The sequence below is a fragment of the Allobosea sp. P2_A10 genome, assembly GCF_056405115.1.
Genome location: NZ_JBFUCS010000013.1, coordinates 1 through 23991, shown reverse-complemented (window position 1 = coordinate 23991; position 23991 = coordinate 1). Strand labels below are relative to the sequence as shown.

The 23991-nt window shown below is 66.8% G+C and carries 24 protein-coding genes and 1 riboswitch; of the genes, 13 read left to right on the top strand and 11 right to left on the bottom strand.

Features of this window, described 5'->3' with window-relative positions:
* Positions 1 to 61 precede the first annotated feature (61 nt).
* The 5 genes from uvrB to AC1DZY_RS18180 all read left to right on the top strand — a co-directional run bounded on the left by uvrB (position 62) and on the right by AC1DZY_RS18180 (position 5953).
* Entirely contained in the window at positions 62 to 2758 is a 2697-nt protein-coding gene (uvrB, locus tag AC1DZY_RS18200) for an excinuclease ABC subunit UvrB (protein WP_476821554.1), read from the top strand.
* Between the two features lie 87 nt (positions 2759 to 2845).
* Complete coding sequence (locus AC1DZY_RS18195; protein WP_476821553.1) at positions 2846 to 3391, top strand: hypothetical protein; 546 nt, start codon at positions 2846 to 2848, stop codon at positions 3389 to 3391.
* A gap of 203 nt (positions 3392 to 3594) precedes the next feature.
* Complete coding sequence (locus tag AC1DZY_RS18190; RefSeq protein WP_476821552.1) at positions 3595 to 4143, top strand: hypothetical protein; 549 nt, start codon at positions 3595 to 3597, stop codon at positions 4141 to 4143.
* A 1016-nt stretch (positions 4144 to 5159) separates the two neighbouring features.
* Positions 5160 to 5573, top strand: coding sequence for an NAD(+)--rifampin ADP-ribosyltransferase (gene arr, locus AC1DZY_RS18185; protein WP_476821551.1), 414 nt, complete (start codon positions 5160 to 5162; stop codon positions 5571 to 5573).
* 86 nt (positions 5574 to 5659) lie between these two features.
* Positions 5660 to 5953 carry a hypothetical protein gene (locus tag AC1DZY_RS18180; protein ID WP_476821550.1) on the top strand — a complete coding sequence of 98 codons (294 nt, stop codon included), beginning with the start codon at positions 5660 to 5662 and terminating at the stop codon, positions 5951 to 5953.
* A 723-nt stretch (positions 5954 to 6676) separates the two neighbouring features.
* Here the strand turns inward: AC1DZY_RS18180 and AC1DZY_RS18175 are convergent.
* Positions 6677 to 6955 carry a hypothetical protein gene (locus AC1DZY_RS18175; RefSeq protein WP_476821549.1) on the bottom strand — a complete coding sequence of 93 codons (279 nt, stop codon included), beginning with the start codon at positions 6953 to 6955 and terminating at the stop codon, positions 6677 to 6679.
* A 195-nt stretch (positions 6956 to 7150) separates the two neighbouring features.
* Between AC1DZY_RS18175 and AC1DZY_RS18170 the strand changes: the two genes are divergently transcribed.
* The gene (locus AC1DZY_RS18170) at positions 7151 to 7588 is read left to right on the top strand and encodes a tetratricopeptide repeat protein (protein ID WP_476821548.1); all 438 of its coding nucleotides are present in this window, start codon (positions 7151 to 7153) and stop codon (positions 7586 to 7588) included.
* A gap of 37 nt (positions 7589 to 7625) precedes the next feature.
* Here AC1DZY_RS18170 and AC1DZY_RS18165 read toward each other — a convergent pair whose 3' ends face one another.
* Both AC1DZY_RS18165 and AC1DZY_RS18160 read right to left on the bottom strand, forming a co-directional pair.
* Entirely contained in the window at positions 7626 to 8120 is a 495-nt protein-coding gene (locus AC1DZY_RS18165; protein WP_476821547.1) for a copper chaperone PCu(A)C, read from the bottom strand.
* Between the two features lie 121 nt (positions 8121 to 8241).
* Entirely contained in the window at positions 8242 to 8616 is a 375-nt protein-coding gene (locus tag AC1DZY_RS18160) for a hypothetical protein (protein ID WP_476821546.1), read from the bottom strand.
* 442 nt (positions 8617 to 9058) lie between these two features.
* On the opposite strand from AC1DZY_RS18160, the gene AC1DZY_RS18155 reads away from it, so the two are divergent.
* The 4 genes from AC1DZY_RS18155 to AC1DZY_RS18140 all read left to right on the top strand — a co-directional run bounded on the left by AC1DZY_RS18155 (position 9059) and on the right by AC1DZY_RS18140 (position 11966).
* The gene (locus tag AC1DZY_RS18155) at positions 9059 to 9289 is read left to right on the top strand and encodes a hypothetical protein (RefSeq protein ID WP_476821545.1); all 231 of its coding nucleotides are present in this window, start codon (positions 9059 to 9061) and stop codon (positions 9287 to 9289) included.
* Positions 9290 to 9296: 7 nt separating this feature from the next.
* Entirely contained in the window at positions 9297 to 10403 is a 1107-nt protein-coding gene (locus tag AC1DZY_RS18150) for a methionine ABC transporter ATP-binding protein (RefSeq protein ID WP_476821544.1), read from the top strand.
* Positions 10393 to 11073, top strand: a complete 681-nt coding sequence (locus AC1DZY_RS18145; RefSeq protein WP_476821543.1) for a methionine ABC transporter permease — start codon at positions 10393 to 10395, stop codon at positions 11071 to 11073. Before AC1DZY_RS18150 ends, AC1DZY_RS18145 begins: the two co-directional genes overlap by 11 nt.
* 92 nt (positions 11074 to 11165) lie before the next feature.
* Positions 11166 to 11966 (top strand): MetQ/NlpA family ABC transporter substrate-binding protein, encoded by an 801-nt coding sequence (locus AC1DZY_RS18140; protein WP_476821542.1) that lies wholly within the window; start codon positions 11166 to 11168, stop codon positions 11964 to 11966.
* A gap of 92 nt (positions 11967 to 12058) precedes the next feature.
* Here AC1DZY_RS18140 and AC1DZY_RS18135 read toward each other — a convergent pair whose 3' ends face one another.
* The gene (locus AC1DZY_RS18135; protein WP_476821541.1) at positions 12059 to 12493 is read right to left on the bottom strand and encodes a hypothetical protein; all 435 of its coding nucleotides are present in this window, start codon (positions 12491 to 12493) and stop codon (positions 12059 to 12061) included.
* Positions 12494 to 12636: 143 nt separating this feature from the next.
* Here AC1DZY_RS18135 and AC1DZY_RS18130 point away from each other — a divergent pair, with 143 nt between their 5' ends.
* Together AC1DZY_RS18130 and AC1DZY_RS18125 are read left to right on the top strand one after the other, a co-directional pair.
* Positions 12637 to 13479, top strand: a complete 843-nt coding sequence (locus AC1DZY_RS18130) for a helix-turn-helix domain-containing protein (RefSeq protein WP_476821540.1) — start codon at positions 12637 to 12639, stop codon at positions 13477 to 13479.
* Between the two features lie 97 nt (positions 13480 to 13576).
* The gene (locus tag AC1DZY_RS18125; protein ID WP_476821539.1) at positions 13577 to 13768 is read left to right on the top strand and encodes a CsbD family protein; all 192 of its coding nucleotides are present in this window, start codon (positions 13577 to 13579) and stop codon (positions 13766 to 13768) included.
* Positions 13769 to 13986: 218 nt separating this feature from the next.
* Here the strand turns inward: AC1DZY_RS18125 and dnaJ are convergent, their stop codons facing one another.
* Positions 13987 to 15117 (bottom strand): molecular chaperone DnaJ, encoded by a 1131-nt coding sequence (dnaJ, locus tag AC1DZY_RS18120; RefSeq protein ID WP_476821538.1) that lies wholly within the window; start codon positions 15115 to 15117, stop codon positions 13987 to 13989.
* Positions 15118 to 15270: 153 nt separating this feature from the next.
* Positions 15271 to 17199, bottom strand: coding sequence for a molecular chaperone DnaK (dnaK, locus tag AC1DZY_RS18115; protein WP_476821537.1), 1929 nt, complete (start codon positions 17197 to 17199; stop codon positions 15271 to 15273).
* Positions 17200 to 17535: 336 nt separating this feature from the next.
* Between dnaK and AC1DZY_RS18110 the strand changes: the two genes are divergently transcribed.
* Entirely contained in the window at positions 17536 to 18420 is an 885-nt protein-coding gene (locus AC1DZY_RS18110; RefSeq protein WP_476821536.1) for a hypothetical protein, read from the top strand.
* A 147-nt stretch (positions 18421 to 18567) separates the two neighbouring features.
* On the opposite strand, the gene thiE is transcribed toward AC1DZY_RS18110, so the two are convergent.
* The 5 genes from thiE to AC1DZY_RS18085 all read right to left on the bottom strand — a co-directional run bounded on the left by thiE (position 18568) and on the right by AC1DZY_RS18085 (position 23349).
* Entirely contained in the window at positions 18568 to 19230 is a 663-nt protein-coding gene (gene thiE, locus AC1DZY_RS18105) for a thiamine phosphate synthase (protein ID WP_476821535.1), read from the bottom strand.
* Positions 19227 to 19970: a hydroxyethylthiazole kinase gene (locus tag AC1DZY_RS18100; RefSeq protein ID WP_476821534.1), complete on the bottom strand. Its 744-nt coding sequence runs from the start codon at positions 19968 to 19970 to the stop codon at positions 19227 to 19229. Before AC1DZY_RS18100 ends, thiE begins: the two co-directional genes overlap by 4 nt.
* An 8-nt stretch (positions 19971 to 19978) precedes the next feature.
* Entirely contained in the window at positions 19979 to 21841 is a 1863-nt protein-coding gene (gene thiC, locus AC1DZY_RS18095; protein WP_476821533.1) for a phosphomethylpyrimidine synthase ThiC, read from the bottom strand.
* 76 nt (positions 21842 to 21917) lie between these two features.
* Positions 21918 to 22020, bottom strand: a riboswitch (TPP riboswitch).
* Positions 22021 to 22118: 98 nt separating this feature from the next.
* On the bottom strand, positions 22119 to 22319 hold the full coding sequence (locus tag AC1DZY_RS18090) for a hypothetical protein (RefSeq protein ID WP_476821532.1): 201 nt from the start codon (positions 22317 to 22319) through the stop codon (positions 22119 to 22121).
* A 118-nt stretch (positions 22320 to 22437) separates the two neighbouring features.
* Positions 22438 to 23349: an OmpA family protein gene (locus AC1DZY_RS18085; protein WP_476821531.1), complete on the bottom strand. Its 912-nt coding sequence runs from the start codon at positions 23347 to 23349 to the stop codon at positions 22438 to 22440.
* Positions 23350 to 23991 lie beyond the last annotated feature (642 nt).

The window sequence follows — 23991 nt, the reverse complement described above, 5'->3', positions numbered from 1 at the left end:
TCCGCACCGCCATGCGCCCCACCCTCTCGCGCCCCGCGCGGACTCGCCCCATATTGGCGCCATGTCGAAAAGCCCCGATGCTCCCGCCAAGCCCCAGCCCGCCAAAAAGCCGGCCAAGAAGCCGGCCAGCGCCCGCACGCCCAATTCCAAGGCGACGCGGCCCGAGCTCAAGCCGCTGGAGGGCTATCTCGCCGACCTGCTCAACCCGGCGATCAATCGCGGCAACGCGGTGCCCGGCGGCGCGGCCGGGTTCTCCGACAAGCCCCAGGCTGGCTACGAAGCGAAGCCAAGCTACGCCACGGAGCGGCCCGGCGGCGAGGAAAGGCCCAAGCGCAAGCTCACGAAGAGGGCCGATTCCGCCTTCGACGGCATCGAGGGCGAGACGGCCGCGAGCCTGACCGCGCAGTCGCTGCAAAGCCTGCTCGAAACCGGCAGCCCGTTCATCGACCCCGGAAAAGCCTGGACGCCGCATCGTCCGCCGCGCCCCGACAAATCCGAGGGCGGCATTCCCTTCCGCATGCAGTCCGACTTCGAGCCCGCCGGCGACCAGCCGACCGCGATCGCCGATCTGCTCGACGGCATCGGCAATCAGGAGCGCGACCAGGTCCTGCTCGGCGTCACCGGCTCGGGCAAGACCTTCACCATGGCCAAGGTGATCGAGCTGACGCAGCGCCCGGCGCTGATCCTCGCGCCCAACAAGACGCTCGCGGCGCAGCTCTATGGCGAGTTCAAGAGCTTCTTCCCAGACAACGCGGTCGAGTATTTCGTCTCCTATTACGACTACTACCAGCCCGAGGCCTATGTGCCACGCTCGGACACCTTCATCGAGAAGGAAAGCTCGATCAACGAGCAGATCGACCGCATGCGCCACTCGGCGACGCGCTCGCTGCTGGAGCGCGACGACGTCATCATCGTAGCGTCCGTCTCCTGCATCTACGGCATCGGCTCGGTCGAGACCTATACGGCGATGACCTTCGGCATCAAGCTCGGCGAGAAGATCGAGCAGCGCCAGCTCATCGCCGATCTGGTGGCGCTGCAATACAAGCGCACCCAGCACGATTTTACGCGCGGCTCGTTCCGGGTCCGGGGCGACGTCATCGAGCTGTTCCCGGCCCATTATGAAGACCGCGCCTGGCGCATCGGCCTGTTCGGCGACGAGGTCGAGAGCATCGCGGAATTCGATCCGCTGACCGGCCAGAAGACCGCCGACCTCGAATTCGTGAAAGTCTACGGCAATTCGCACTACACCACGCCGCGCCCGACGCTGACCCAGGCGGTGAAGTCGATCAAGGAGGAATTGCGTGGCAGGTTGGATGAACTGAACAGGATGGGCCGCTATCTCGAGGCGCAGCGGCTCGACCAGCGCTGCACCTTCGACATCGAGATGATCGAGGCCACCGGCTCCTGCAACGGCATCGAGAACTATTCGCGCTATCTCACCGGCCGCAAGCCGGGCGAGCCGCCGCCGACTTTGTTCGAGTATCTGCCCGACAACGCGCTGGTCTTCACCGACGAGAGCCACGTCACCGTGCCGCAGATCGGCGGCATGTATCGCGGCGACTTTCGCCGCAAGGCGACTTTGGCCGAATACGGCTTCCGCCTGCCCTCCTGCATGGACAACCGGCCGCTGCGCTTCGAGGAATGGGACGCGATGCGCCCGCAGTCGGTGCATGTCTCGGCCACGCCCGGCGCCTGGGAGATGGACCGCACCGGCGGCGTCTTCACCGAGCAGGTCATCCGGCCGACCGGGCTGATCGATCCGCCGGTCGAGATCCGTCCCGCCAAGCACCAGGTCGCCGATCTGCTCGACGAGATCAAGGAGGTCACGGCGGCGGGCTATCGCACGCTGGTCACGGTGCTGACCAAGCGCATGGCCGAGGACCTCACCGAATATCTCCACGAGAACGGCACGCGGGTGCGCTACATGCACTCCGACATCGACACGATCGAGCGCATCGAGATCCTGCGCGACCTGCGGCTCGGCGCCTTCGATGTCCTCGTCGGCATCAACCTGCTGCGCGAGGGCCTCGATATCCCCGAATGCGGCTTCGTCGCCATTCTCGACGCCGACAAGGAGGGTTTTCTGCGCTCCGAGACCTCGCTGATCCAGACCATCGGCCGCGCCGCCCGCAACGTCGACGGCCGCGTCATCCTCTATGCCGACCACATCACCGGCTCGATGGAGCGCGCGCTGGCCGAGACCGCGCGTCGCCGCGAGAAGCAGGAGGCCTATAACCGCGAACACGGCATCACGCCGCAGACGATCAAGCGCGCCATCGGCGACATTCTCGGCTCGGTCTATGAGCGCGACCACGTCACGGTCGATGCGGGGATGAGCACGCCCGCCGCCGGGCACAACTTCAAGGCGGCGCTGGCCGACCTCGAAAAGCGCATGCGCGAAGCCGCCGCCGACCTGGAGTTCGAAACCGCCGCCCGCCTGCGCGACGAGATCAAGCGCCTGCAGGCGACGGAACTGGCGATCTCGGACGACCCGCTGGCAAGGCAGGGCGACGTCGAGGCGTCGGCCGGGCGCTACAAGGGCGAGCGGAGCTATGGAGCGAGCGCGAACCTGCCGACGCGGGCGCGGAAACCGACGGATGCGGATATGGGGCCGCATAATTTCGGCGGCGGCGAGGGCAAGCCGGTGGGGCGGGCGCGGCCGAGGAAGCCGGGGCTGGATGAGATGGGGCCGAGGACGGAGCAGCGGCCGGTTGGGGCTGGGGAGAGCGGTGGGAGGCGGAAGGGGCGGAGGCAATAATCAACCGGGGACGCATTGAAGCAAGTGTGGCGATAGGGCAGCCATCTGACTGGCAATCCGTTAAATTGCGTGGTTCTGTAAAGTGCAATGGCGCTGGAACTCAATGAAGCGGTTTTCTATCTGGAATCTGACAAGGAGCTGGCCGCTGGAGCGGGATGGCAGCCTAAGAAGAACCGCGCCGGCAGCTACCCCGTGATGTTTTTTGAGCGCCGCTTGCGCATTGCACAGGCGATGCCTCGTGGACTCAAATTTCGAATATCGGTCTTTCCAACTTTCCCTGATGTGGCCACGTTCCAACTGGAATGTGACCAGCCGGGCCAGAAGACTTGTTTAGTTCTATATCGTCTCGAATGGCGACCTATCAGTGGTCATAGCAACGGTTTTGGCGCGCCAACGCCACCTGAAATTCAGGGATTGGTCTTCTTGCCGGGTGATACGCATGAACACACATGCAAAGACCATGTCGCCGCTGTCGAGCGCCATGTTTTGAAACCTGGCGTTCACGCTGCGAGGCGGATTGAGCCCGATTTCCAGACATATGATGCTGCGTTGTCCTACGTCTGTGGTAGAATCCGGCTGATCAACCCTGAGGCCATTCCCCCGTCAGGTGCACAGTGGGATTTGGGTGTCTGAAAATGATCACGGATACACGCCCTCTTAGAAGTGCCATAGCCACAGCAGTGGCGCGACTTGTCTCAGTACGTGAGTTTGGCGAGGCCAGCGTCGTCAGTGTGCCGGTATCCTACCCGAGCGGTGTGTTGGCTGCGGTCCATATCTCTGTATCTGGTGACAGATGTTTCGTGTCAGATTGCGCTCTAGGCATGCGAGAGGCCGAGATGTCGGGCGCATCAGACTTTTTCGACCGAGCTGCAAAGGATACCGCTGACTGGTTCGGCGTCGCCTATGATGGGGCCAGCGTATTCGCCGCATCAGCTCCGCTTGACCGGATCGAGGGTGCGATTATCTCTGTAGCTAATGCCTCCACTGGCGCGGTTGGCCGGGCACTCCTTCGTGCCGCAGAGTCCAAGGAGCGACACGCTAACAGTGCAGTTTTCGATCGTGTAAGCGACATCTTTGGCCGCCAAAACGTCGCTCGTAAGCAAGAGGTCGTTGGGCGCGACGCGGCTTGGGAGGCTCACAATATTGTCGTGTTTGACGGGAAAAAGGCTATCTTTGAGTTCGTTGGGGACCACGCGAACGCCGTTGCTAACAAATTCCTGATGTTCTCGGATTTGGTTAGGGCGGCAAATGCGCCTTCGCTAAATTCGGTGGTCGGCTCGATTGCAAAGATTAGCACCAAAGCCAACATGCTAAGTGACGTGTCGAACATTATTGAAATAGGTGCGGCTCGCGAGACTTTTATCCAGTATGCAAGGGTGGCCTGACGATATACTTTGAAGAGGCTTAGTGAGGCGTCGGCCCGTCGACCAGCGAAGCGCCCAGCCAACCGCAGCACCGGCGAGGTCTCGCCTCATGCGGAGATCGTCCATCCCCTCACCCTGCCCTCTCCCTCCGGGAGAGGGTTCCGCGTCGGGCTTCCGCGCCCTTTCCGTCATGGTCGGGCTTGTCCCGACCATCCACGTCTTCGCTTGTCGAGCGCTGCGCCCAAGACGTGGATGCTCGCCACGAGGGCGAGCATGACGGTACGGGCGAAGCGCACTGGAAGAACCCTTCTCCTGCATCGARGTCGGGTCTACCCGACTTCGACACTCTGAGTGCTGAACCCGGATGTATCCGGGTTCAGTGAGAAGGGCAGGGATGAGGTGTCGGCCCTCCGACCAGCAAAGCGCCCAGCCGACCGCAGCACCGGCAAGGTCGCGCCGCATGCGGAGACCGTCCGACCCCTCACCCTGCCCTCTCCCTCCGGGAGAGGGTTCCGCGTCGTGGTTCTCGCGCTAGCCGGCTGAGGCGCTGGAAGAACCCCTCTCCCGGATGGGAGAGGGGCAGGGGTGAGGGCCCGCCGCTGATTGTTGGAGCGATGGCGGAGCCGCTGCGCTTCCTTCGGAAAGGGCACACCCTCATCCGGCGCTCCGCGCCACCGTCTCCCATCCGGGAGCAGGAAAGCGTCGCGGTTCCTGTGCCTCGCGTCAGGCTGGGAACGACTGTGACGGAGCGCGCGGGATTCCGGGGCGGTCTGATAACCCGAGCCCTCATCCTGAGGAGCTGCGAAGCAGCGTCTCGAAGGATGCTCCAGTTCCCGCGCCCTCTGGAGCATCCTTCGAGACGCCATTCGCAAGGGAACGGCTCCTCAGGATGAGGGCTGAGCGAGATTGAGGTTGTGGTGGAAAGCAGGGTGTCGTTCCCTGCCACCATCATTGTCTAACCCGGGACGGGGCTTGCCGCAAGCCGGGGTGGCTGGTCCATGAAGGCTGCCCCCGATTCGCTTCAAGGGAGCAACCCGATGCCGACCACAGAAACCACCCTGCCGCAGCGCCTCTATCACGGCACCCGCGCCGATCTGAAGCCCGGAGATTTGATCGCCGTCGGCCATGCCTCCAATTTCCGGGAGGGCAGGCCGCTCTCCTGGGTTTATTGCAGCGGCACGCTCGATGCCGCGATCTGGGGCGCGGAGCTCGCCCGCGGCGAGGAGCGCCAGCGCATCTACATCGTCGCGCCGACCGGCGAGATCGTTGACGATCCCAACCTGACCGACAAGAAATTCCCCGGCAATCCGACGCGCTCCTATCGCTCGCGACAGCCGCTGCTTGTCGTCGGCGAAGTGACGGTGTGGGAGGGCCATTCGCCCGAGCGTCTGCAGCAGATGAAGGACAGTGTCGCGCGCCTCGAAGCGGCGGGTGCGGAGATCATCGACTGACGGATCGGGACGGGGCGGCCGGAACAATCACCGCCGCCCCCTGTTTCCCGCAAAACGGCCATCCGGCCCAGACAGGGAGAGAAACCATGTTCAAAACCACCATGACCCTCGCCGCGCTCGGCTTCGCGCTCGCGGTCTCGGCGGCCCAGGCGCAGACCAAGCCGGCTGCGCCCGACACCACGCCGATGACGCCGACAAGCTGCAGCGATGGCGAACTCGCCAAGATGAACGCCGAAACCGCCAAGATGGAAGACCCGGCCAAAAAGGCGGCCGCGATGAAGGAAATGACGCTGGCCAGCGACATGATGGCGAAGAAGGACATGAAGGCCTGCGCCACCCATCTCGGCAACGCCGTCAGGATGATTCCCGGCCGCAGTTGAGCGCACCGCGCTCCCCTTCTCCCCCGAGCGGAGAAGGATAAATACCGTTGCACCTCCTGCGAAACTTATCCCCGCCCCGTCTCCCTCGCCCTTATCCTGCATCACCTCATCCCCGAGGGGCGGCCGTCCGGAGGCATGCTGACGACCGGGATGGGGGCGGCGCCTGCGGGCGGGTTTGCACCCCGCTCCCGGGAGGCTTCGGGGCACCGCCCTGGGGACACTACGGTCCCTGCGCGAGGAGCTCGCTGGAACGGTCGGCGGCATCACGCCTTCGTCCCATGCCTGAGTAGACGCGACGAGGCGATGAGCCGAACTGGCGTCGAAACGGCTCGCGGCGATGGCTGGCCACAGGCCCGATAAGCGCGGCCCGGAGCCCAAAATCGCCGACGAGCGGAGCGCCACGGGGCGTGCGGGCAGTGGCTCAATCTGCCCGCGCCGCGACCTGGCTCAATGGTTGCGGCTTTATACCCTCGCGCCTCGCGGCGCTCCGCTGCCCCTCATGGAAGCCGCCGCGCGAAAGCGTGGGCGGGGATTTTGCCTGCCCGTCATTCTCGGGCGGAGCGCAGCGCAGACCCGAGAATCTCGTGCCGGATAAAGCTCCCTACCGACGCCTCACCGTCACGAGATGCTCGCCACAAGGGCGAGCATGACGGGGAGGCAGCGCCTCGCCCGAAACGGAAAAAGGCCCGGCCTTTCAGCCGGGCCCTTCATCGGGCGGATCGCTCAGTAGCGGTTGTCGTAGCGGTCGCGATCGCGGCGGCCATAGGCGCGCGCATGCGGCGGCGGACCGTAGCCCCGGCCGTAGCCGTCGCCGCGATAGCGCCGGCGCTGCTGCATCTCCTGGGTCCGCTGGATCTCCCACATGCGATGCTCGCGGTTGTGGCGGGTATAGCTGACCTCGACATTGTCGAGGCCCTTCGCGTCGGCGAAGGCTTCGCTGGCGACGGCCGGTGTCGCGGCGGCCCCCAGCGCAATGGCGGCGGCGATCAGAAAGTGACGCATGGTTCTCTCCCTTGGTTTCCTGGATGTCCCCGAGAGAACATTCCCAGACGCAACGTGGCGTGAACGGGAAGGTTCACCCCCGTTCATCTTCGCGGCGCCGGCGGCAAGGGGTTGGCGCGCCGTCGCGCCATGGTGATAATCGCGGCGCAGGCTGCGCCTGGTCCTGCAGCAGCCATCCGTCCGGGAGTCGTCGCGATGCGTCGTCTTGTGATCGTCCTCGCTCTGCTCGCAGCCGGCGCGGCCCATGCCGTCGGGCCGGACTGGACCGCTCTCGACGAGGATCCCGACTACCGCGCCGCCCGGCGCTGGATCGAGGAGAAGAACTATCCGCCGGCGATCGAGAAGCTGGACAGGCTGCTGGTCGCCCAGCCGAATTCGCCGGTGATCATGAACTGGCTGGCCTATTCGCATCGCAAGCTGAAGAACTACCCGCTGTCGAAGACCTATTACGACGCGGCGCTGCGGCAGGACCCGACCTTCCTGCCGGCGCTGGAATACCAGGGCGAATGGTTCCTCGAGACCGGCGACATGGCCTCGGCGCAGGCCAATCTCGCCAAACTCGCGTCGCTCTGCGGCCGCTGCCACGAATGGCAGGATTTGAACGAGGCGATCGCCAAAGCGCAGCCGAAATAGCCGGCGGCCGCGGCCGCCGGCGTCGGTCGTCGCGGCCTCAGTGCTTGTGTTCGGTCTCGCCGCCCTTGAAGCCGATGCTCTCGACCTTGAACTCGACCTCGACCGTGCCGGCCTTCTCGAAGGTCAGCGTGCCCTTGACGCGCTCGTCCTGCTTCAGCGGCTCCTTGAGGTCGAGGAACATCAGGTGGAAGCCGCCGGGCTTGAGCTCGATCTTGCCGCCGGCGGGCACGTCGACGCCCTGTTCGAGCGGCCGCATCGTCATGACGCCGTTGGTCACCGCCATCTCGTGGATTTCGGCGCGGCCGGCGAAGGGAACCGAGACCGAGACGAGCCGGTCGGCGGTCGCCCCGGTGTTCTCGATCGAGAGATAGCCGCCGCCGACCTTGGCGCCGGCCGGCGTGGCGCGCGACCAGGGATGGCCGATCATGAGCGGCCCGGCCTTGTAGTCATGGGCAAGCGCGGCGGGAGCGAGGAGGCCAGCGCCGGCCAGCGTCAAGACGATGGCGGCGAGGCGGGTGAGGGACGTGTTCATGGGGTGATCCTGAAAGGCTGCGATGGCTCCGCTCGCGCGGGCCGGAAGCGGATCGGCAGCGCCGCGTGGCGCGGGCGCGATCCATGGGGATGTCGAAGGCTGGGGGTCGAATGGGCGACGATCAGGCAGCCGGCGGCGCGCGCGATGGCGGCAGTGCGCAGGCGGCGCAGGCGCTGATGCCTTCCGGGTCGGGCAGCGCGGCAGCGAGGGCGGCGGCGATCCTGACGATGCCCGCCTGCGGCGGAACGTCGGGCGCGGCCAGCGCCGGATTGACCGGGCAGCCCTTGCAATGAGCCGGCTCGCCCCCAGATTGCGGCAGGTCCGGGTTCGGGGTCGCCAGCCCCGAGCAGAGCAGCGCGCCGTCCAACCCCGGATGGGCGATCGCCGCACCCGGCGCGAGCCCCGCCGCCAGAACCGCCAGCGCATAGGCGACAGCCAGCCACGCCCCGAGAACGGAGCGGCGCAACTGGGCGAGCGAGGGCAGAAAAGCCGACATCGCCCGCAGATGCCCCTCCGTGGGCCGGGCGTCAAGCCGCGCTTGGTCGCAGGTGGACGCCCGCCTCCGGGAGCGAAGGATTTTGTCGTTTCGCGGTGCGGGCCCGCAAACTTCTTTCGCCGAAGGGTGTTTCTTTAAAAGAACGATCGGATTGACAAAGCGGATAATCGGCACCAGATTGATCGCGTCATCGGCGCTGTCCGGTGGCCGCGGGGATTTGAGCGAGCAGCTTGCACCGCGTCACCAAACGCTAAAGCGCCACGGCGATGTCGTGGGCTCCCGATCGATGGAGAAGACCATGACCGACCTGTCCGTCCGCCGAAACGAGCGCCGCGCCACCCCACGTTGTCGACGCTGATCGCACGCTGAATTCCGGCCTCGCGCCGGTCTCATCCCCGTCAGATGTCCATCACAACGCCGCACAAGCGGTGGAGGCGCAATCATGTCCCAGCAGCATTCCCATGATCACCGGCAGCCGGCCCGGACGCAGGCCTATATCATCGAGATCGGCGAGACCCAGGCCGGGCTCGTCAATCGCCGGCCCGACGAACGCTATTTCACCTTCATCTCGGCATCGTCGGCGTTCCACGCGCTGGAAGGCCACCGTTTCGCGACGCCGGGCGCGGCTGAACTCGCCGCCCGCCAGCTCACCGCGCCGCGCCGCCACAACTGAGGCCATCATGAACGCCCCCGTGAAACCCGACGCCTTCCGCGTCGAGGCCGGCTTCGCGCCGGCTCCAGATCCCATCATCAGCTTCAGGCAGGTCGGGAAGAGCTTTCCGACCCGTAGCGGCCAGAGCGCGGTGACGGCGCTCGCCGGCATCGATCTCGATGTGCCCGAGGGCGCGATCCTCGGCGTCATCGGCCGCTCCGGCGCCGGCAAATCGACGCTGATCCGCCTTGTCAACGGGCTGGAGCGGGCCACATCCGGCCAGATCCTGATCGCAGGCGAGGACGTCACCGGCCTGAGCGAGGCCGGCTGGCGCGCCCGCCGCCGAAAGACCGGGATGATCTTCCAGCATTTCAACCTGCTGTCGTCGCGCACGGTGTTCGACAATGTCGCGTTGCCGCTGGAGATCGCCGGCGCGCCCAAGGCCGAGATCGAGACGCGGGTTTCGACGCTGCTCGATCTCGTCGGCCTTGCCGACAAGCGCGAGCGCTATCCCGCCGAGCTGTCGGGCGGCCAGAAGCAGCGCGTCGGCATCGCCCGGGCGCTGGCGACAGAGCCCAGCGTGCTGCTCTGCGACGAGGCGACCTCGGCGCTCGATCCCGAGACGACGAAATCGATCCTGGCGCTGCTGCGGCAGGTCAACCGCGAACTGGGCGTCACCATCCTGCTGATCACCCACGAAATCCCGGTGATCAAGGAGATCTGCGACCGCGTCGCGGTGATCGAGGGCGGCCGCATCGTCGAGCAGGGCGAGGTCTTCGAGGTCTTCACGAGGCCGCGCCATCCAACCACGGCGAGCTTCGTCGAGGCGGTGACAGGCGTGGAGCTTCCCGCTTATCTCGCCGGCCGCATCCACGAGCAGGCGCAAGCGGGTGATTCCACTGTGCTGCGCATCACCTTCACCGGCGAGAACGCCACCGCGCCGGTGATCAGCCGGCTGTCCTCGACCATCGGCGTCGACGTCAACATTCTGGCGGGCCGGATCGACGCCATCGCCGGCAAGCCCTTCGGCAGCCTGCTCGTCTCGGTGATGGCGCACGAACCCGAACTCGCCGCCGTGCTCGGCGCGCTGCGGACGCTCGAACTCAAGGCGGAGGTCGTCGGCCATGTTTCCTGAGATCATCTCGCCTGCCATCCTCGCCCTGATCGCGCAGGCGACCGCCGACACGCTGCTGATGGTCGCGGTCGCCGCGGGGCTGGGCACGGTGCTCGGTCTGCCGCTCGGCGTCTTCCTCGCCACCAGCCGGCGCGGCGAGCTTTTCGCCGCTCCCGTCGTCAATGCGATCCTCGGCACGCTGGTCAACGCCACGCGCTCGACGCCCTTCATCATCCTCGTCGTCGCGATCATCCCCTTCACCCGGCTGCTGGCCGGCACCTCGATCGGCACCAACGCGGCGATCGTGCCGCTGAGCGTGGCGGCGACGCCCTTCATCGCCCGGCTGATCGAGGGCGCGATCCGCGAGGTCGATCAGGGGCTGGTCGAGGCCGCCCGCTCGATGGGCGCGACGCCCGTCCAGATCGTCCGAAAGGTGCTGGTGCCCGAAGCGTGGCCCGCGATCGTGCTCGGCCTGACGCTGGCCATCGTCAGCCTGATCGGCTTCTCCGCCATGGTTGGCGCGGTCGGTGGCGGCGGCTTGGGCGATCTCGGCATCCGCTACGGCTACCAGCGCTTCATGCCCGAGGTCATGGCCGCCGTCGTCGCCGTCCTGATCGTCCTCGTCCAGACGGTCCAGAGCATCGGCGACCGGCTGGCCCGCAGGCTGAACAAGCGTCTGCGAGAGGCCTGAAGACCAACCACTCTTCCTCCCACCCACAGCCCGCTCCTCCGGATGAGGGCTGTGGGATTGATCCTCCAAACCCCCCAGAAGGAACCGCTCCCATGTCCACGATCACCCGCCGCACCGCCCTTGCCGCAACCGCGCTTGCCGCGCTGACCCTCGCCCTCCCGGCGCTGGCCCAGACCCCGCGGATCGTCCGCATCGGCGCCTCGCCTGGTCCCCATGCCGAGATCCTGGAGAAGTTGAAGCCGCTCGTCGCCAAACAGGGCATCGACCTCAAGATCATCGAGTTCTCCGACTATGTCGTGCCCAATCAGGCGCTCGACGCCGGCGAACTGGAGGCGAATTCCTTCCAGAACCAGCCCTATCTCGACAATCAGGTGAAGGATCGCGGCTTTAAGCTCGTCAGCGTCGGCCTGACCGTGAACTTCCCGCTCGGCATCTATTCGGCGAAATACAAGGACTGGGCGCAGGTGCCAGACGGCGCGACGATCGCGATCCAGAACGACCCGACCAATGGCGGCCGCTCGCTCCTGCTGCTCCAGGACAAGGGCATCATCACGCTGAAGGACGGCGTCGGCTTCAAGCCCGGCCCGGCCGACATCGTGACGAACCCCAAGAAGCTCAAAGTCATCGAGGTCGAGGCCGCGCAGACGCCGCGCACGCTGCCCGATGTCGCCGCCGCCGCGATCAACACGAACTATGCCGTCGACGCGAAGATCGAGCCGACCTCCGCGATCCTGCGCGAGGATCCCAAGGGGCCCTATGTCAACGTCATCGCGGTGCGCGCCGCCGACAAGGACAGGCCGTGGGTCAGGACGCTGGTCGAGGCCTATCACAGCCCTGAGATCAAGACATTCGTCGCCGAGCGCTTCAAGGGCGCGGTCCTGGCCGGCTGGTAACGCTTCCTCCCCACCTGGCCTCATCGCGGACAGGCGACTGCCCCGGATGCGCAAGCATCCGGGGCCTTTTCCATGGCCGGATGACTTGACCGTCAGGCGGTGAGCGCGTTGGCGGGCGCAGCTGCCGAACGCTTCAGCCCGATCACCTCAAGCTCGGTGACGACCGCGACCGCTGCCGCCTGCGCCAGCACGAAGGCGATGCCGAGACCGCTCGGCTGGAACCAGCCGGCGACCAGGATCGCGATGCTGTCGGCGATCCAGAGGAGGTTGACGCCGATGACCACGTATACGGCCAGCCGCGGCAGGTTTTCGCGGGTCGAGAAAAACCCGAGCAGGGCCGCACAGGGCAGCAGTACGATGCCTGCTCCGCGCAGGAAGCCGGCGGGAAAGCCCAGCAGGCTCGAAAGCGGCCCGGCGGCGAGCGCCAGCAGCATGCCTGTCGCGGCGCAGGCTGCGGCGTCGAGGGTGAGTGCGTTCTTCAGGAAGCGCGAGGACTGGATCATGGTCGAGGACTGGATCATGGACATGGTCGTCTCCTTGGCTGTGGCCGGCGCGGTTGTGGGCGTCGCGGCCGTGGTCGATGGCGGCCATGCTGACGAAAGCGGGTCGGCGGGTCGATTAAGCCGGAGGTAATTGGAAACGGGCCGGGAGGCGCGATAGCGTCGCCAGCATGAACACGCATCATCACCCCGTCGTCGGCACGCTCATTCGCGACTGGCGCCAGCTTCGCCGGTTCAGTCAGCTCGATTTGGCGCTGGAGGCCGAGATTTCGCAGAAGCATCTCAGCTTCATCGAAAGCGGCCGCTCTCAGCCCAGCCGCGACATGGTCCTGCTGCTTGCCGAGCATCTCGGCGTGCCCCTGCGCGAGCGCAACGCGCTTCTGCTCGCGGCGGGCTATGCGCCCGTCTATCTGGAGCGTGCGCTGGAAGATCCCGGTCTGCAGGCGGCCAAGGCCGCAATCGACCTCGTGCTCAAAGGCCATGAGCCCTATCCGGCGCTGGCGGTGGACCGGCACTGGACGCTGCTGGCGGCGAATGCGGCCGTAGCCCCCCTGCTGGCGCTGGTCGGCGATCCTGATCTGCTGCGTCCGCCCGTCAATGTGCTCCGGCTTGCGCTGCATCCCGGCGGGCTTGCCCCGGCGATCGTCAATCTGGAGGAATGGCGCACGCATATCGTCGCGCGGCTGCGCCAGCAGGTGAGGGCGACCGCCGATCCGGCGCTGGCCGATCTGCTGGCCGAGTTGCTGAGCTATCCTGCCCCGCAGCGACCGGCCCGCAAAGGCCATGCGCCCGAGCCGGACGCCGAACCCGCCATCGTCGTGCCGCTGCTTTTGCGTGTCGGCGGCAGCGTGCTCTCCTTCATCTCGACGACGACGGTCTTCGGCACGCCGGTCGACATCACGCTGTCGGAACTGGCGCTCGAAACCTTCTTTCCCGCTGATGCGGCAACCGCCGCGGCGCTGCGCGCGCTGGCGCAGGACAGGCCGGAACAACCTGGCCAAACGGCACGCTGAAACCTCGCAATTTTCTTTTGGAACCTTCCGCCGAGCCAACGGTTTCTCTGTCGCAAGCCGCGAGGGCGGCACGAAATTTGGCAGAAGGATCAAGACGATGGGCAGCACCATGGACAAGGTCAAGGGTCTCGCCAACGAGGCCGCCGGCAACGTCAAGCAGGCCGCCGGCAAGGCGCTGAACAAGCCCGAGATGGAAGCCGATGGCATCGTGCAGGAGCGCAAGGGCGAAGCCCAGCAGGCGCTCGGCAAGGGCAAGGATGCCGTGAAGAAGGTGGTCGACAAGGTCTGACGAACGTCTGAACCTGACCGAAGAACGGGCTGCCGCAAGGCGGCCCGTTTTTTTGTGCGTGCTATCGAGGAACCACCGCCGTCGTTCCGGACAGGCGACGAAGCCGCGCCGATCCGGAATCCATCGAAACGCGTCACGGCTGAATGGATTCCGGGTCTCCGCTACGCTGCGCCCGGAATGATGTCGATGGTGTCGCGACGGCAGCGAGAAAACGCCGCTCAGGCCGCCCCGCCGAGCCCGCCCAGAAAATCCTTCACGCGGCCGAAGAAGCCGGCGGCTTCGGGATGCGTCGAGTGCGAGCTTTCGCGCTCGAACTCCAGCAGCAGTTCGCGCTGGCGGGCGGTGAGTTTCTGCGGCGTCTCGACCAGCACCTGAATGTAGAGATCGCCGGTCTCGCGCGAGCGCAGCACGCTCATGCCCTTGCCCTTGAGGCGGAACTGCTTGCCGGTCTGCGTGCCCTCGGGAATCTTCACCCGGGCCTGCTCGCCGGTCAGCGTCGGCACCTCGATCTCGCCGCCGAGCGCAGCCGAGGTCAGGCCGAGCGGCACGCGGCAGAACAGGTCGGCGCCGTCGCGCTGGAAGATCGCGTGCGGCTTGATCGAGAGGAAGATGTAGAGATCGCCGGCCGGTCCGCCGCGTAGCCCCGCCTCGCCCTCGCCGGAGAGGCGGATGCGCGTGCCATCCTCGACGCCGGCGGGGATGTTGACCGAGAGCGTGCGCTCGCGCGTGACGCGTCCCGCGCCGCTGCAGTTCTTGCAGGGGTCGTCGATGATCTCGCCGCGGCCGGCGCAGGTCGGGCAGGTCCGCTCGACCGAGAAGAAGCCCTGATTGGCCCGGACCCGGCCATGGCCGCCGCAGGTCGGGCATTGCCGCGATTTCGAGCCGGGTTTCGCGCCGGTGCCCGAGCATTGTTCGCAAGCGATCGAGGTCGGCACGCGGATGGAAGCGTTCTTGCCGGCAAAGGCGTCCTCGAGCCCGATTTCGAGATTGTAGCGCAGATCGGCCCCGCGCTCGCGGCCGTTCGCCGCGCGCGGGCCGCCGCGCCCGCCGCGCTCGCCGAAGAAGCTGTCGAAGATGTCCGACATGAAGTCGGAAAATTCCGGCCCCTGCTGGCCGCCGCCATTCTCGAAGGCCTGATGGCCGTAGCGGTCATAGGCCGCGCGCTTCTGCTCGTCGGAGAGAACCTGATAGGCCTCGTTCAACTCCTTGAACTTGGCTTCGGCCCCCTTGTCGCCGGGGTGCCGGTCGGGATGGCAGCCCATGGCGAGCTTGCGGAAGGCGCTTTTCAGCTCCGCATCGCTGGCCGTCTTGGAGACGGCGAGGATTTCGTAATAGTCGCGCTTGGACATTAAACAGCAGCCCCTTCGCTCATCCCGCGTCATGGCCGGGCTTGACCCGGCCATCTCGTGCAGGAGAACGAGAATGTTCCTTCACGACGCCTTCCCGTAACGAGATGGCCGGGTCAAGCCCGGCCATGACGTCGTGGTGGATGAAAAGCGCGCTCAGGCGCTCTTCTTCTTGCCGCCCTTGTCGTCGCTGACATCCTTGAAGTCGGCGTCGATGACGTCGTCCTTCTTGGCCTCGGCGTGGGGCTCGCCGTCGCCGTCGGCAGCGCCCGCTTCGGTCTGGCTCGCCGCATACATGGCTTCGCCAAGCTTCATCGAGGCCTGCATCAGGTCGGTGGTGCGCGCCGTGATGGTCTCGGCATTGTCCTCGACCAGCGCCGCCTTGAGCGCGTCCATCGCGGTTTCGATGGCGGCCTTGTCGGCCTCCGAGACCTTGTCGCCATACTCCTTCAGCGACTTCTCGGTTGAGTGCACCAGGCTCTCGCCCTGGTTCTTGGCCTCGACGACCTCGCGGCGCTTCTTGTCCTCGCCGGCATTGGCCTCCGCGTCCTTGACCATCTTCTGGATGTCGGCTTCCGACAGTCCGCCCGAAGCCTGGATGCGGATCTGCTGCTCCTTGTTGGTGGCCTTGTCCTTCGCCGTCACCGAGACGATGCCGTTGGCGTCGATGTCGAAGGTCACCTCGATCTGCGGCATGCCGCGCGGCGAGGGCGGGATGCCCATCAAGTCAAACTGGCCGAGCATCTTGTTGTCGGCCGCCATCTCGCGCTCGCCCTGGAAGACCCGGATCGTCACTGCCTGCTGGTTGTCCTCGGCGGTGGAGAAGACCTGGCTCTTCTTGGTCGGGATCGTGGTGTTGCGGTCGATCAGGCGCGTGAACACGCCGCCCAGCGTCTCGATGCCGAGCGAAAGCGGGGTCACGTCGAGCAGCAGCACGTCCTTGACGTCGCCCTGGAGGACGCCGGCCTGGATCGCTGCGCCGATGGCGACCACTTCATCGGGGTTGACGCCCTTATGGGGCTCCTTGCCGAAGAACTGCTTCACCACTTCCTGGACCTTGGGCATGCGGGTCATGCCGCCGACGAGAACGACCTCGTCGATCTGGCCCGCCGACAGGCCCGCATCCTTGAGCGCCTTGCGGCAGGGCTCGATGGTGCGCTGGACGAGATCGTCGACCAGGCTCTCGAACTTGGCGCGCGAGAGCTTGATGGCGAGGTGCTTGGGGCCGGACGCATCGGCCGTGATGTAGGGCAGGTTGATCTCGGTCTGGGCCGTGGTCGAAAGCTCGATCTTGGCCTTCTCGGCGGCTTCCTTCAGGCGCTGGAGAGCGAGCTTGTCCTTCTTCAGGTCGATGCCCTGCTCGCGCTTGAACTCGTCGGCGAGATATTCGACGAGGCGCATGTCGAAATCCTCGCCACCGAGGAAGGTGTCGCCATTGGTCGACTTCACCTCGAAGACGCCGTCGCCGATCTCCAGCACGGAGACGTCGAAGGTGCCGCCGCCGAGGTCATAGACCGCGATCGTGCCGGCCGACTTCTTGTCGAGGCCATAGGCCAGCGCCGCTGCCGTCGGCTCGTTGATGATGCGCAGCACTTCGAGGCCGGCGATGCGGCCGGCATCCTTGGTCGCCTGGCGCTGGGCGTCGTTGAAATAGGCCGGGACCGTGATGACGGCCTGGGTGACGGGCTGGCCGAGATAGGCCTCCGCCGTCTCCTTCATCTTGGTCAGCGTGAACGCCGAGATCTGCGACGGCGAATAGTCGGTGCCGTCGGCCTGCACCCAGGCGTCGCCGCCAGAGGACTTCTTGATCTTGTAGGGGACGAGATTCATGTCCTTCTGCGTCATCGGGTCGTCGAACGGACGGCCGATCAGGCGCTTGATCGCGAAGAAGGTGCGCTCGGGGTTGGTGACGGCCTGGCGCTTGGCGGGCTGGCCGACGAGACGTTCGCCATCATCGGTGATGGCGACGATCGACGGGGTCGTGCGTGCGCCTTCCGAATTCTCGATGACCTTGGGCGTAGAGCCTTCCATGACCGCGACGCAGGAATTGGTCGTGCCGAGGTCGATACCGATAACTTTACCCATGGAGGGGATCCCTTTTAAATTGAGCAGATCGCCGGCCAGCGACGCCTTAAGCGTCACCTTCCGGCCCATGGACCAGCCCGCCCCCGCCTAACGCGGCGAACGAAACCGGCATTCCACGTCGAGCGGTCGTTAAACCGCCTCTTGGCGGCGTATATAGGGAGGGTGTTCCACCCCTTGCAAGACACGAGAGCCGATTAAGAATCCCTCTCAGCCATGACATGCGCGCAGAACGGCGGGCAATCATTCCCGGCGCAGTGTTGCGATTGTGTGCTTGCGCGCGGGCTCGCGCCACTTCATGCAGGGGCGGACTGCCCAAGCTTTCGCCAGGGTTGCGACGTGATACGACATCTGCGCCTTGCCTCGACTATTGCCCTGCTGGTCCTCGCCTGTGGCGTGACGCTTGCGCATGCCCAGCCCTTGCAGCTTCCCGGCGCGCAACCGCTGAACCAGCCCGGCACGCAGCAGGCCGCGCCGCCGGCCTCTCCCCACGCGACGCCTGCAGCCCCCCGCGCCGCCGTCATGCCGGCGATCAAGGTGGCCGGCGAGGATGCGATCGTCGGGCGCGTGCTTCGGCGCAATGGCGGTTTCGGCGAGGCGACCTTCGAGAAGACGGCGACGGGCTACGGCCTCAAGCTCAACGCCCAGGGCTATCAGGCCTCAAATCTCGTCGAGCCCTGCGCGATCTCGTTTGGCGAGACGCCGGTGCCGTTGACGTCGCTGGGCAAGCCTGCCGGCGTACCGCGCTACAAGCTCGAGGCCTCGATCTGCCCGATCGTCTTCGACGTGCTCGACGGGGCCTTCCACGTCATCGAGCCGGCCCAGCCCTGCGTGGTGGAGGCCGCCGCTTGCCGCATCGACCCGCGTGGCATGTGGGGACCCGACTCGCGCACGCTGCCGCCCCGCGCCAAGGAGATCGAAGCCGCGCGCAGCACGGCCGAGAAGGCGGTGCGCGAGGGCTACAAGGTGCTGACCGCCAGGGCCGACGCCGTCGAGCAGCGTTCGATCGCCCGCGAGCAGGCGGGCTTTTCGGCCGAGCGCGAGCAGACCTGCCGCGACTTCCAGCGCGAGGGCCAGCTCGGCTTCTGCGGCGCGCGCATGACCGAAGCCCGCGCAGCTTCGATCCGCGCCCGTCTCGGCATCACCAGCGATCCCAAGCCGCCCGCGCCCAAGCGCCCGGCGGCGCCGAAGCCCGCGCCGATCCCGCTCGCGCCGACGAATTGAGTCGTCGCGCGAATTTCCAACCTCGCCGTCATTCCGGACAAGCGGCGCAGCCGCGCCGATCCGGAATCCATCGTAAGGCGCTGACTATGCTCTACGATGGATTCCGGGTCTCCGCTTCGCTGCGCCCGGAATGACAGCGGCGTCTTGTCAGGTGCGGGCAGGCGCATCTTGGCCGCGCCCCAGCGCCGCCCTCAGCGTCCGCGTCGCACCCTCGACGTCGTCGCTCCCGAACATCGCGCCGATGACCGCGATGCCGTCCGCGCCCGCCGCCATCATGGACGCGGCATTCCCGGCCGTGATCCCCGCAATAGCCCCGACCGGTAACGCGCCGAGCGCCGTCCGGGCCGCCTCGCGCAAGCTGCGGTAGCCGTCGAGCCCAAGGGGCGCATCGGCGTTGTCCTTATGGGCCGTGGCGAAAACGCCGCCGATGCAGGCGTAGTCGATGCGCGTGGAGGCGAGATAGGGCAGTTCGCCGGCATGCTTCAGCGTCGCGCCGATGATCGCACCCTGGCCGAGCAGGCGGCGCGCATCGGCAAGCTCCATGTCGTCGGCCCCGACATGCACGCCCTCGGCTCCCGCAGCGAGCGCGACATCGATGCGGTCGTTGATCAGCAGCGGCACGCCCGTACCGGCGAGCGCGGTGCGGATCGCCCTGGCTTCGCGCACCATCTCCCGCGTCGAAGCGTCCTTGGCGCGGTACTGGATCAGCGTCGCGCCGCCTTTCGCGGCGGCTCTCGCGAGTTCGGCCAGCGACCGCCCCCGCGCGATCTGCGGATCGACGATGCCGTAGAGCAGGATGTCGAGGGTCATGTCGCCATCCGTTTTGCTAGCGCCGCCTCGTCGATCCGCGCCAGTGCGTCGATCAGATGCACACCGAAACTGCCTGGTCCGCGCGCCGTCTCGGCCGCCATTTCGCCCGCAATGCCATACGCGGTCAGAGCGGCGGCTGCAGCGAGCGCAAAATCGCTCTCGACCGCGCAGCAGGCTGCGATCAGCGCGCCCGCCGCGCAGCCCACGCCGGTGACCTTCGTCATCAGCGGATGGCCATGGGCGACGGAATAGTGCCCGCGCGCGCCCTCGATCCGGTCGACCTTGCCGGTGGTGACCAGCGTCAGGTTTTGCTCCTGCGCCGATGCAATCGCAGGGGCAAGCGCATCCATCTCCGTCGCGTTGCCGCGCACGACGATGTTCTTGAGCCGCAGCACCTCGCGCGCCACATGCTGGCGTAGCGGCGAAAGCTCGACGAAGACCGGGTCGAACACCAGCGGCTTGCCCTTGTCGCGGGCGACCTCCAGCAGCTTGGGAATGGCGAGTTCGCTCTCGGCGTTGATCGTGCCGATATTGATCAGGATCGCGCCGGCCCCGTCAGCCATCGCCGCGACCTCGTCGACATGAACAGCCATGGACGGGATCGCGCCGAACGCCAGCAGCATGTTGGCGGTGATGTTCTGCGCAACCGTGTTGGTCAGGCATTGCACGCGCGGGCGGGCCGCCGCCACGCGCGCCAGAATTGCCGCGACGCCAACAGCGTCGAGGCGTTCTGCAGTCATCGCGATGCTCACTCAGCCGCCGGCAGATAGAGTTTCGCGCCCTTGTCGAGGAATTCCTTCGACTTGGCCGCCATGCCTTCCAGCGCCGCGCGCTCATTGTCGCCCATCGCCAGCACCTCGGCGCGCAGATCCTGCGTAATCTTCATCGAGCAGAATTTCGGCCCGCACATCGAGCAGAAATGCGCGACCTTGTGCACGTCTTTGGGCAGCGTCTCGTCGTGATAGGCGCGCGCCGTGTCGGGATCGAGCGCCAGGTTGAACTGGTCCTCCCAGCGGAAGTCGAAGCGAGCCCGCGACAGCGCGTCGTCCCTGAGCTTCGCCGCAGGATGGCCCTTGGCGAGATCGGCGGCATGGGCCGCGATCCGGTAGGTGATGACGCCGGTTTTGACGTCGTCGCGGTTGGGCAGGCCGAGATGCTCCTTGGGCGTGACATAGCAGAGCATCGCGCAGCCGAACCAGCCGATCATCGCAGCGCCGATGCCCGAGGTGATGTGGTCGTAGCCCGGCGCGATGTCGGTCGTCAGCGGTCCAAGCGTGTAGAACGGCGCCTCGCCGCATTCGCGCAGCTGCTTGGTCATGTTCTCCTTGATCTTGTGCATCGGCACATGGCCGGGGCCCTCGATCATCACCTGGCAGCCGCGATCCCAGGCGACCTTGGTCAGTTCGCCAAGCGTCTCCAGCTCAGCGAACTGGGCGCGGTCGTTGGCGTCGGCAATCGAGCCCGGACGCAGGCCGTCGCCAAGCGAGAACGAGACGTCGTATTTGCGCATGAGGTCGCAGATTTCGTCGAAGCGCTCGTAGAGGAAGCTCTCCTTGTGATGCGCCAGGCACCAGCGCGCCATGATCGAACCACCGCGCGAGACGATGCCGGTGAYGCGCGAGGCCGTCAGCGGAACGTAAGGCAGCCTGACACCGGCATGGATGGTGAAATAATCGACGCCCTGCTCGGCCTGCTCGATCAGCGTGTCCTTGAACACCTCCCAGTCGAGCTTGATCGGGTCGCCGCCGACCTTCTCCAGAGCCTGGTAGATCGGCACCGTGCCGATCGGCACCGGCGAGTTGCGCAGGATCCAGGAGCGGATGTTGTGAATGTTGCGGCCGGTCGACAGGTCCATGACGGTGTCGGCGCCCCAGCGGGTCGCCCAGACCAGCTTCTCGACCTCCTCGGCTGCGCCCGAGGTCACGGCCGAATTACCGATATTGCCGTTGATCTTGACCAGAAAATTGCGGCCGATCGCCATCGGCTCGAGCTCGGGATGGTTGATGTTGGCCGGGATGATGGCGCGCCCGCGCGCGATCTCGCTCCTGACGAATTCGGGCGTGACGAATTCCGGCACGGAGGCCCCGAAGCTTTCGCCATCGGCATGGCGCTCCTTCGCGCCCTCCATCATCGCGGCGCGGCCGAGATTCTCGCGGTGCGCGACATAGATCATCTCTTGCGTGATGATTCCGGCACGGGCGAACTCGAACTGCGTCGCCATCTGGCCGTCGCGTGCCGTCAGCACAGGCCGCTCTGCCGGGCAGGCGGGTACCAGCGCGTCTGCCGAAATGTGGCCGTTGTCGGCGTCGGTGACGGCGCGGCCGGGAATGGTGTCGAAGCCGCGCGCTTCGAGCCAGGCGCGGCGGATCTGCGGCAGGCCCTGATTCAGGTCGATCTTCGCGTCGGTCTCGGTAAAGGGCCCGGAAGGGTCGTAGATGCGGACCGCCGGCTCGGTGTCGGTCGTCAGCAGCACTTCGCGGAATGGCACCTTGATCGACGGGTCTTCCGGCGTCGGCACATAGATCTTGCGCGAGCCGATGATCGGGCCGGTGGTGACGGTCTGGGGCGCGGCTTTGACGCCGTTTTTGGGCGTCTTGGTGTGTGCGTTCATGGGATCTCCTCCTTGGTCCAAGGTTCAGGAGATCCGGCGTCGAAGCGGTCTAGCGCTGTGATGCGGATGTGGCGGGCCACGAGCCGCGTTCCAGTCCCTCCGCCGGTATGACCCGGATCAGGTTCGACGGGTTCGGCTTTTCGCCATCTCAGCTCTTGCGAGCACCCCTCGGAACGGGACGGAAGTTAGGCCCGATAGCCCGGAAGCGCAACCGGCAACGGACCATGCATGCGCATGGCGCAATTGCGAGGATGGAAGTCGCGCAAACACATGGGCGTCAGGCAAGGATATCGACGGCCTGTCCCTGTCCATCCGGCAGCGGCGCCTTCTGCTGTTCGAGACTGCTTTGAAGCAGGTCGACGACGGCGCTTTCGGCCTGTGCCTGTTCCTTGACGAACTGGTTCTGGAGCGCCTGCTGGGCGGCTGCCGCCTCCAGCGCGCCCGTGCCTTGCACGAAGGCGACCGTCGAACCGCTCATGAGCCTCTCCTCATTTCGTGCGCGTTTCCGGCAAGGTTAGGCTGATGACCTTGCCCAATCCTGAATCGGGACCGTGCAAATTGACCGGGCGCGGCGGTCGTCTGCCGCGCCCATCGCTTCAACGGCCGTTCTGACCCGCGAGCAGCGGAGTGATCCGCCTGAGCGTCACGCGCCGGTTCTGCCGCGAGTCGCCCTGCGTGTTGATCTTCAGATACTGCTCGCCATAGCCCTGCGTCGTCAGGTTCTCGGGCGGCACGCCGAAGTCGCGGGTCAGGATCTCGGCGACCGACTGCGCCCGCCGGTCCGACAGCGACAGGTTGTCGATGTCGTTGCCGACCGCGTCGGTGTGGCCCTCGACGAGGAAGACCTCGTTGGGGGAGGCTTGCAGCGCCTGCCGGATTGATTGCGCGATCACCGAGAGCCGCTGTGCCTGCGCCGGTTCGACCACCCAGGATGCGCTCTCGAAGGTCACCGTGTCGATATCGACGCTGCGCATCCGGGCGCGCAGATCGGGCGAATAGCGGACCTCGTCCAGCGTGTAGCGGCGCGGGATCGGCGCGACCGGCGGCGCGATGATCGTCTCGTAGATCAGGCGCTCGTCGGCCTGCTCGGCGTCGACGATATAGCGCTCGCGCGGGATCGGCAGAGCCGGGCGCTCCAGCGTGACGATCTCGTCGGAGAAGCGGTCATTGGGCCGGTCGCGGCGGGTGTTGTCGATGATGACGAACTCACGCCCGTCGCGATCGAGCCTGGTGCGGCGGATCAGCCGGCCGTCCTCGTCCGTGACCGTGACCACGCGGCTGCCATCTGGCCGCTCGAAGACCGTGCGCGTCTCGCCGTCGCGGCGCTCGACGCGCTGGTCGAGGCCGAGATCGCGGAAGCGCTGCGTCTCGTCGCGGCGGATGATGACGCGGTCGTCGTCGCGGATGATGGTGCGGCCGGGCTCGCGGATGATGGTGACGTCACCCTCGCGGCGCTCCTCGCGCCGGCCGCGGACATCATCGAGCCGCTGCCCCCCTTGCGTCGCCATGATGCCGCCGATCGCGGCTGCGCCGAGCCCGATCGCGGCCGCGCCGCCAAGCCCGATGCCGCCGCGACGGCCCTGCCGGTCAGGCGCGGGCGGCTGCCCGGGAGCGGCGGCCGCCGGCTGCTGACCAGGCGGTGGAGCAAGCTGGGTCTGGCCGGGTTGCGGCTGTCCGGCCGGCTGTCGAGGTGCGCCGACCGGCGGGAGCGGAGCGCCTTGCGGGGCTGCCTGCGGAGGCGGCGCGCCGGGTGCGCGGCCGGCAGGAGGGGTCGGCTGGGCCTGCGGAGCGGGCGCTTGCGGAGCGGCTCCCTGAGGTGCGCTGCCTGGTACGGCCGGACGGAGCCCGGGCGTGAACGGCTGGGGAGCCGGCGCCGGACGTTGCGAGGGAGCTGGCGCTGCTGCCGGTGGCGGGACTGGAGCAGCCTGCGGTGCGGGGACGGGCGCAGGAGTAGGGACCGGTGCGGCGCGCGGTGCGACCGGGGCAGCGGGCGCGGTCGGTCCCGGCAAAGGCTGGGCCGGGGCGGGGCGTGCCGCAGGCGGCTCGGCACGAGGCGTGGGCGGTACGGTGCGCAATTCCGGCGCAGGCCGCGCTGGGGCGGTCGCGGGCGGGGCTGGTCGGCGCTGCGCGGGCTCGGCGCTGCGCGGGCT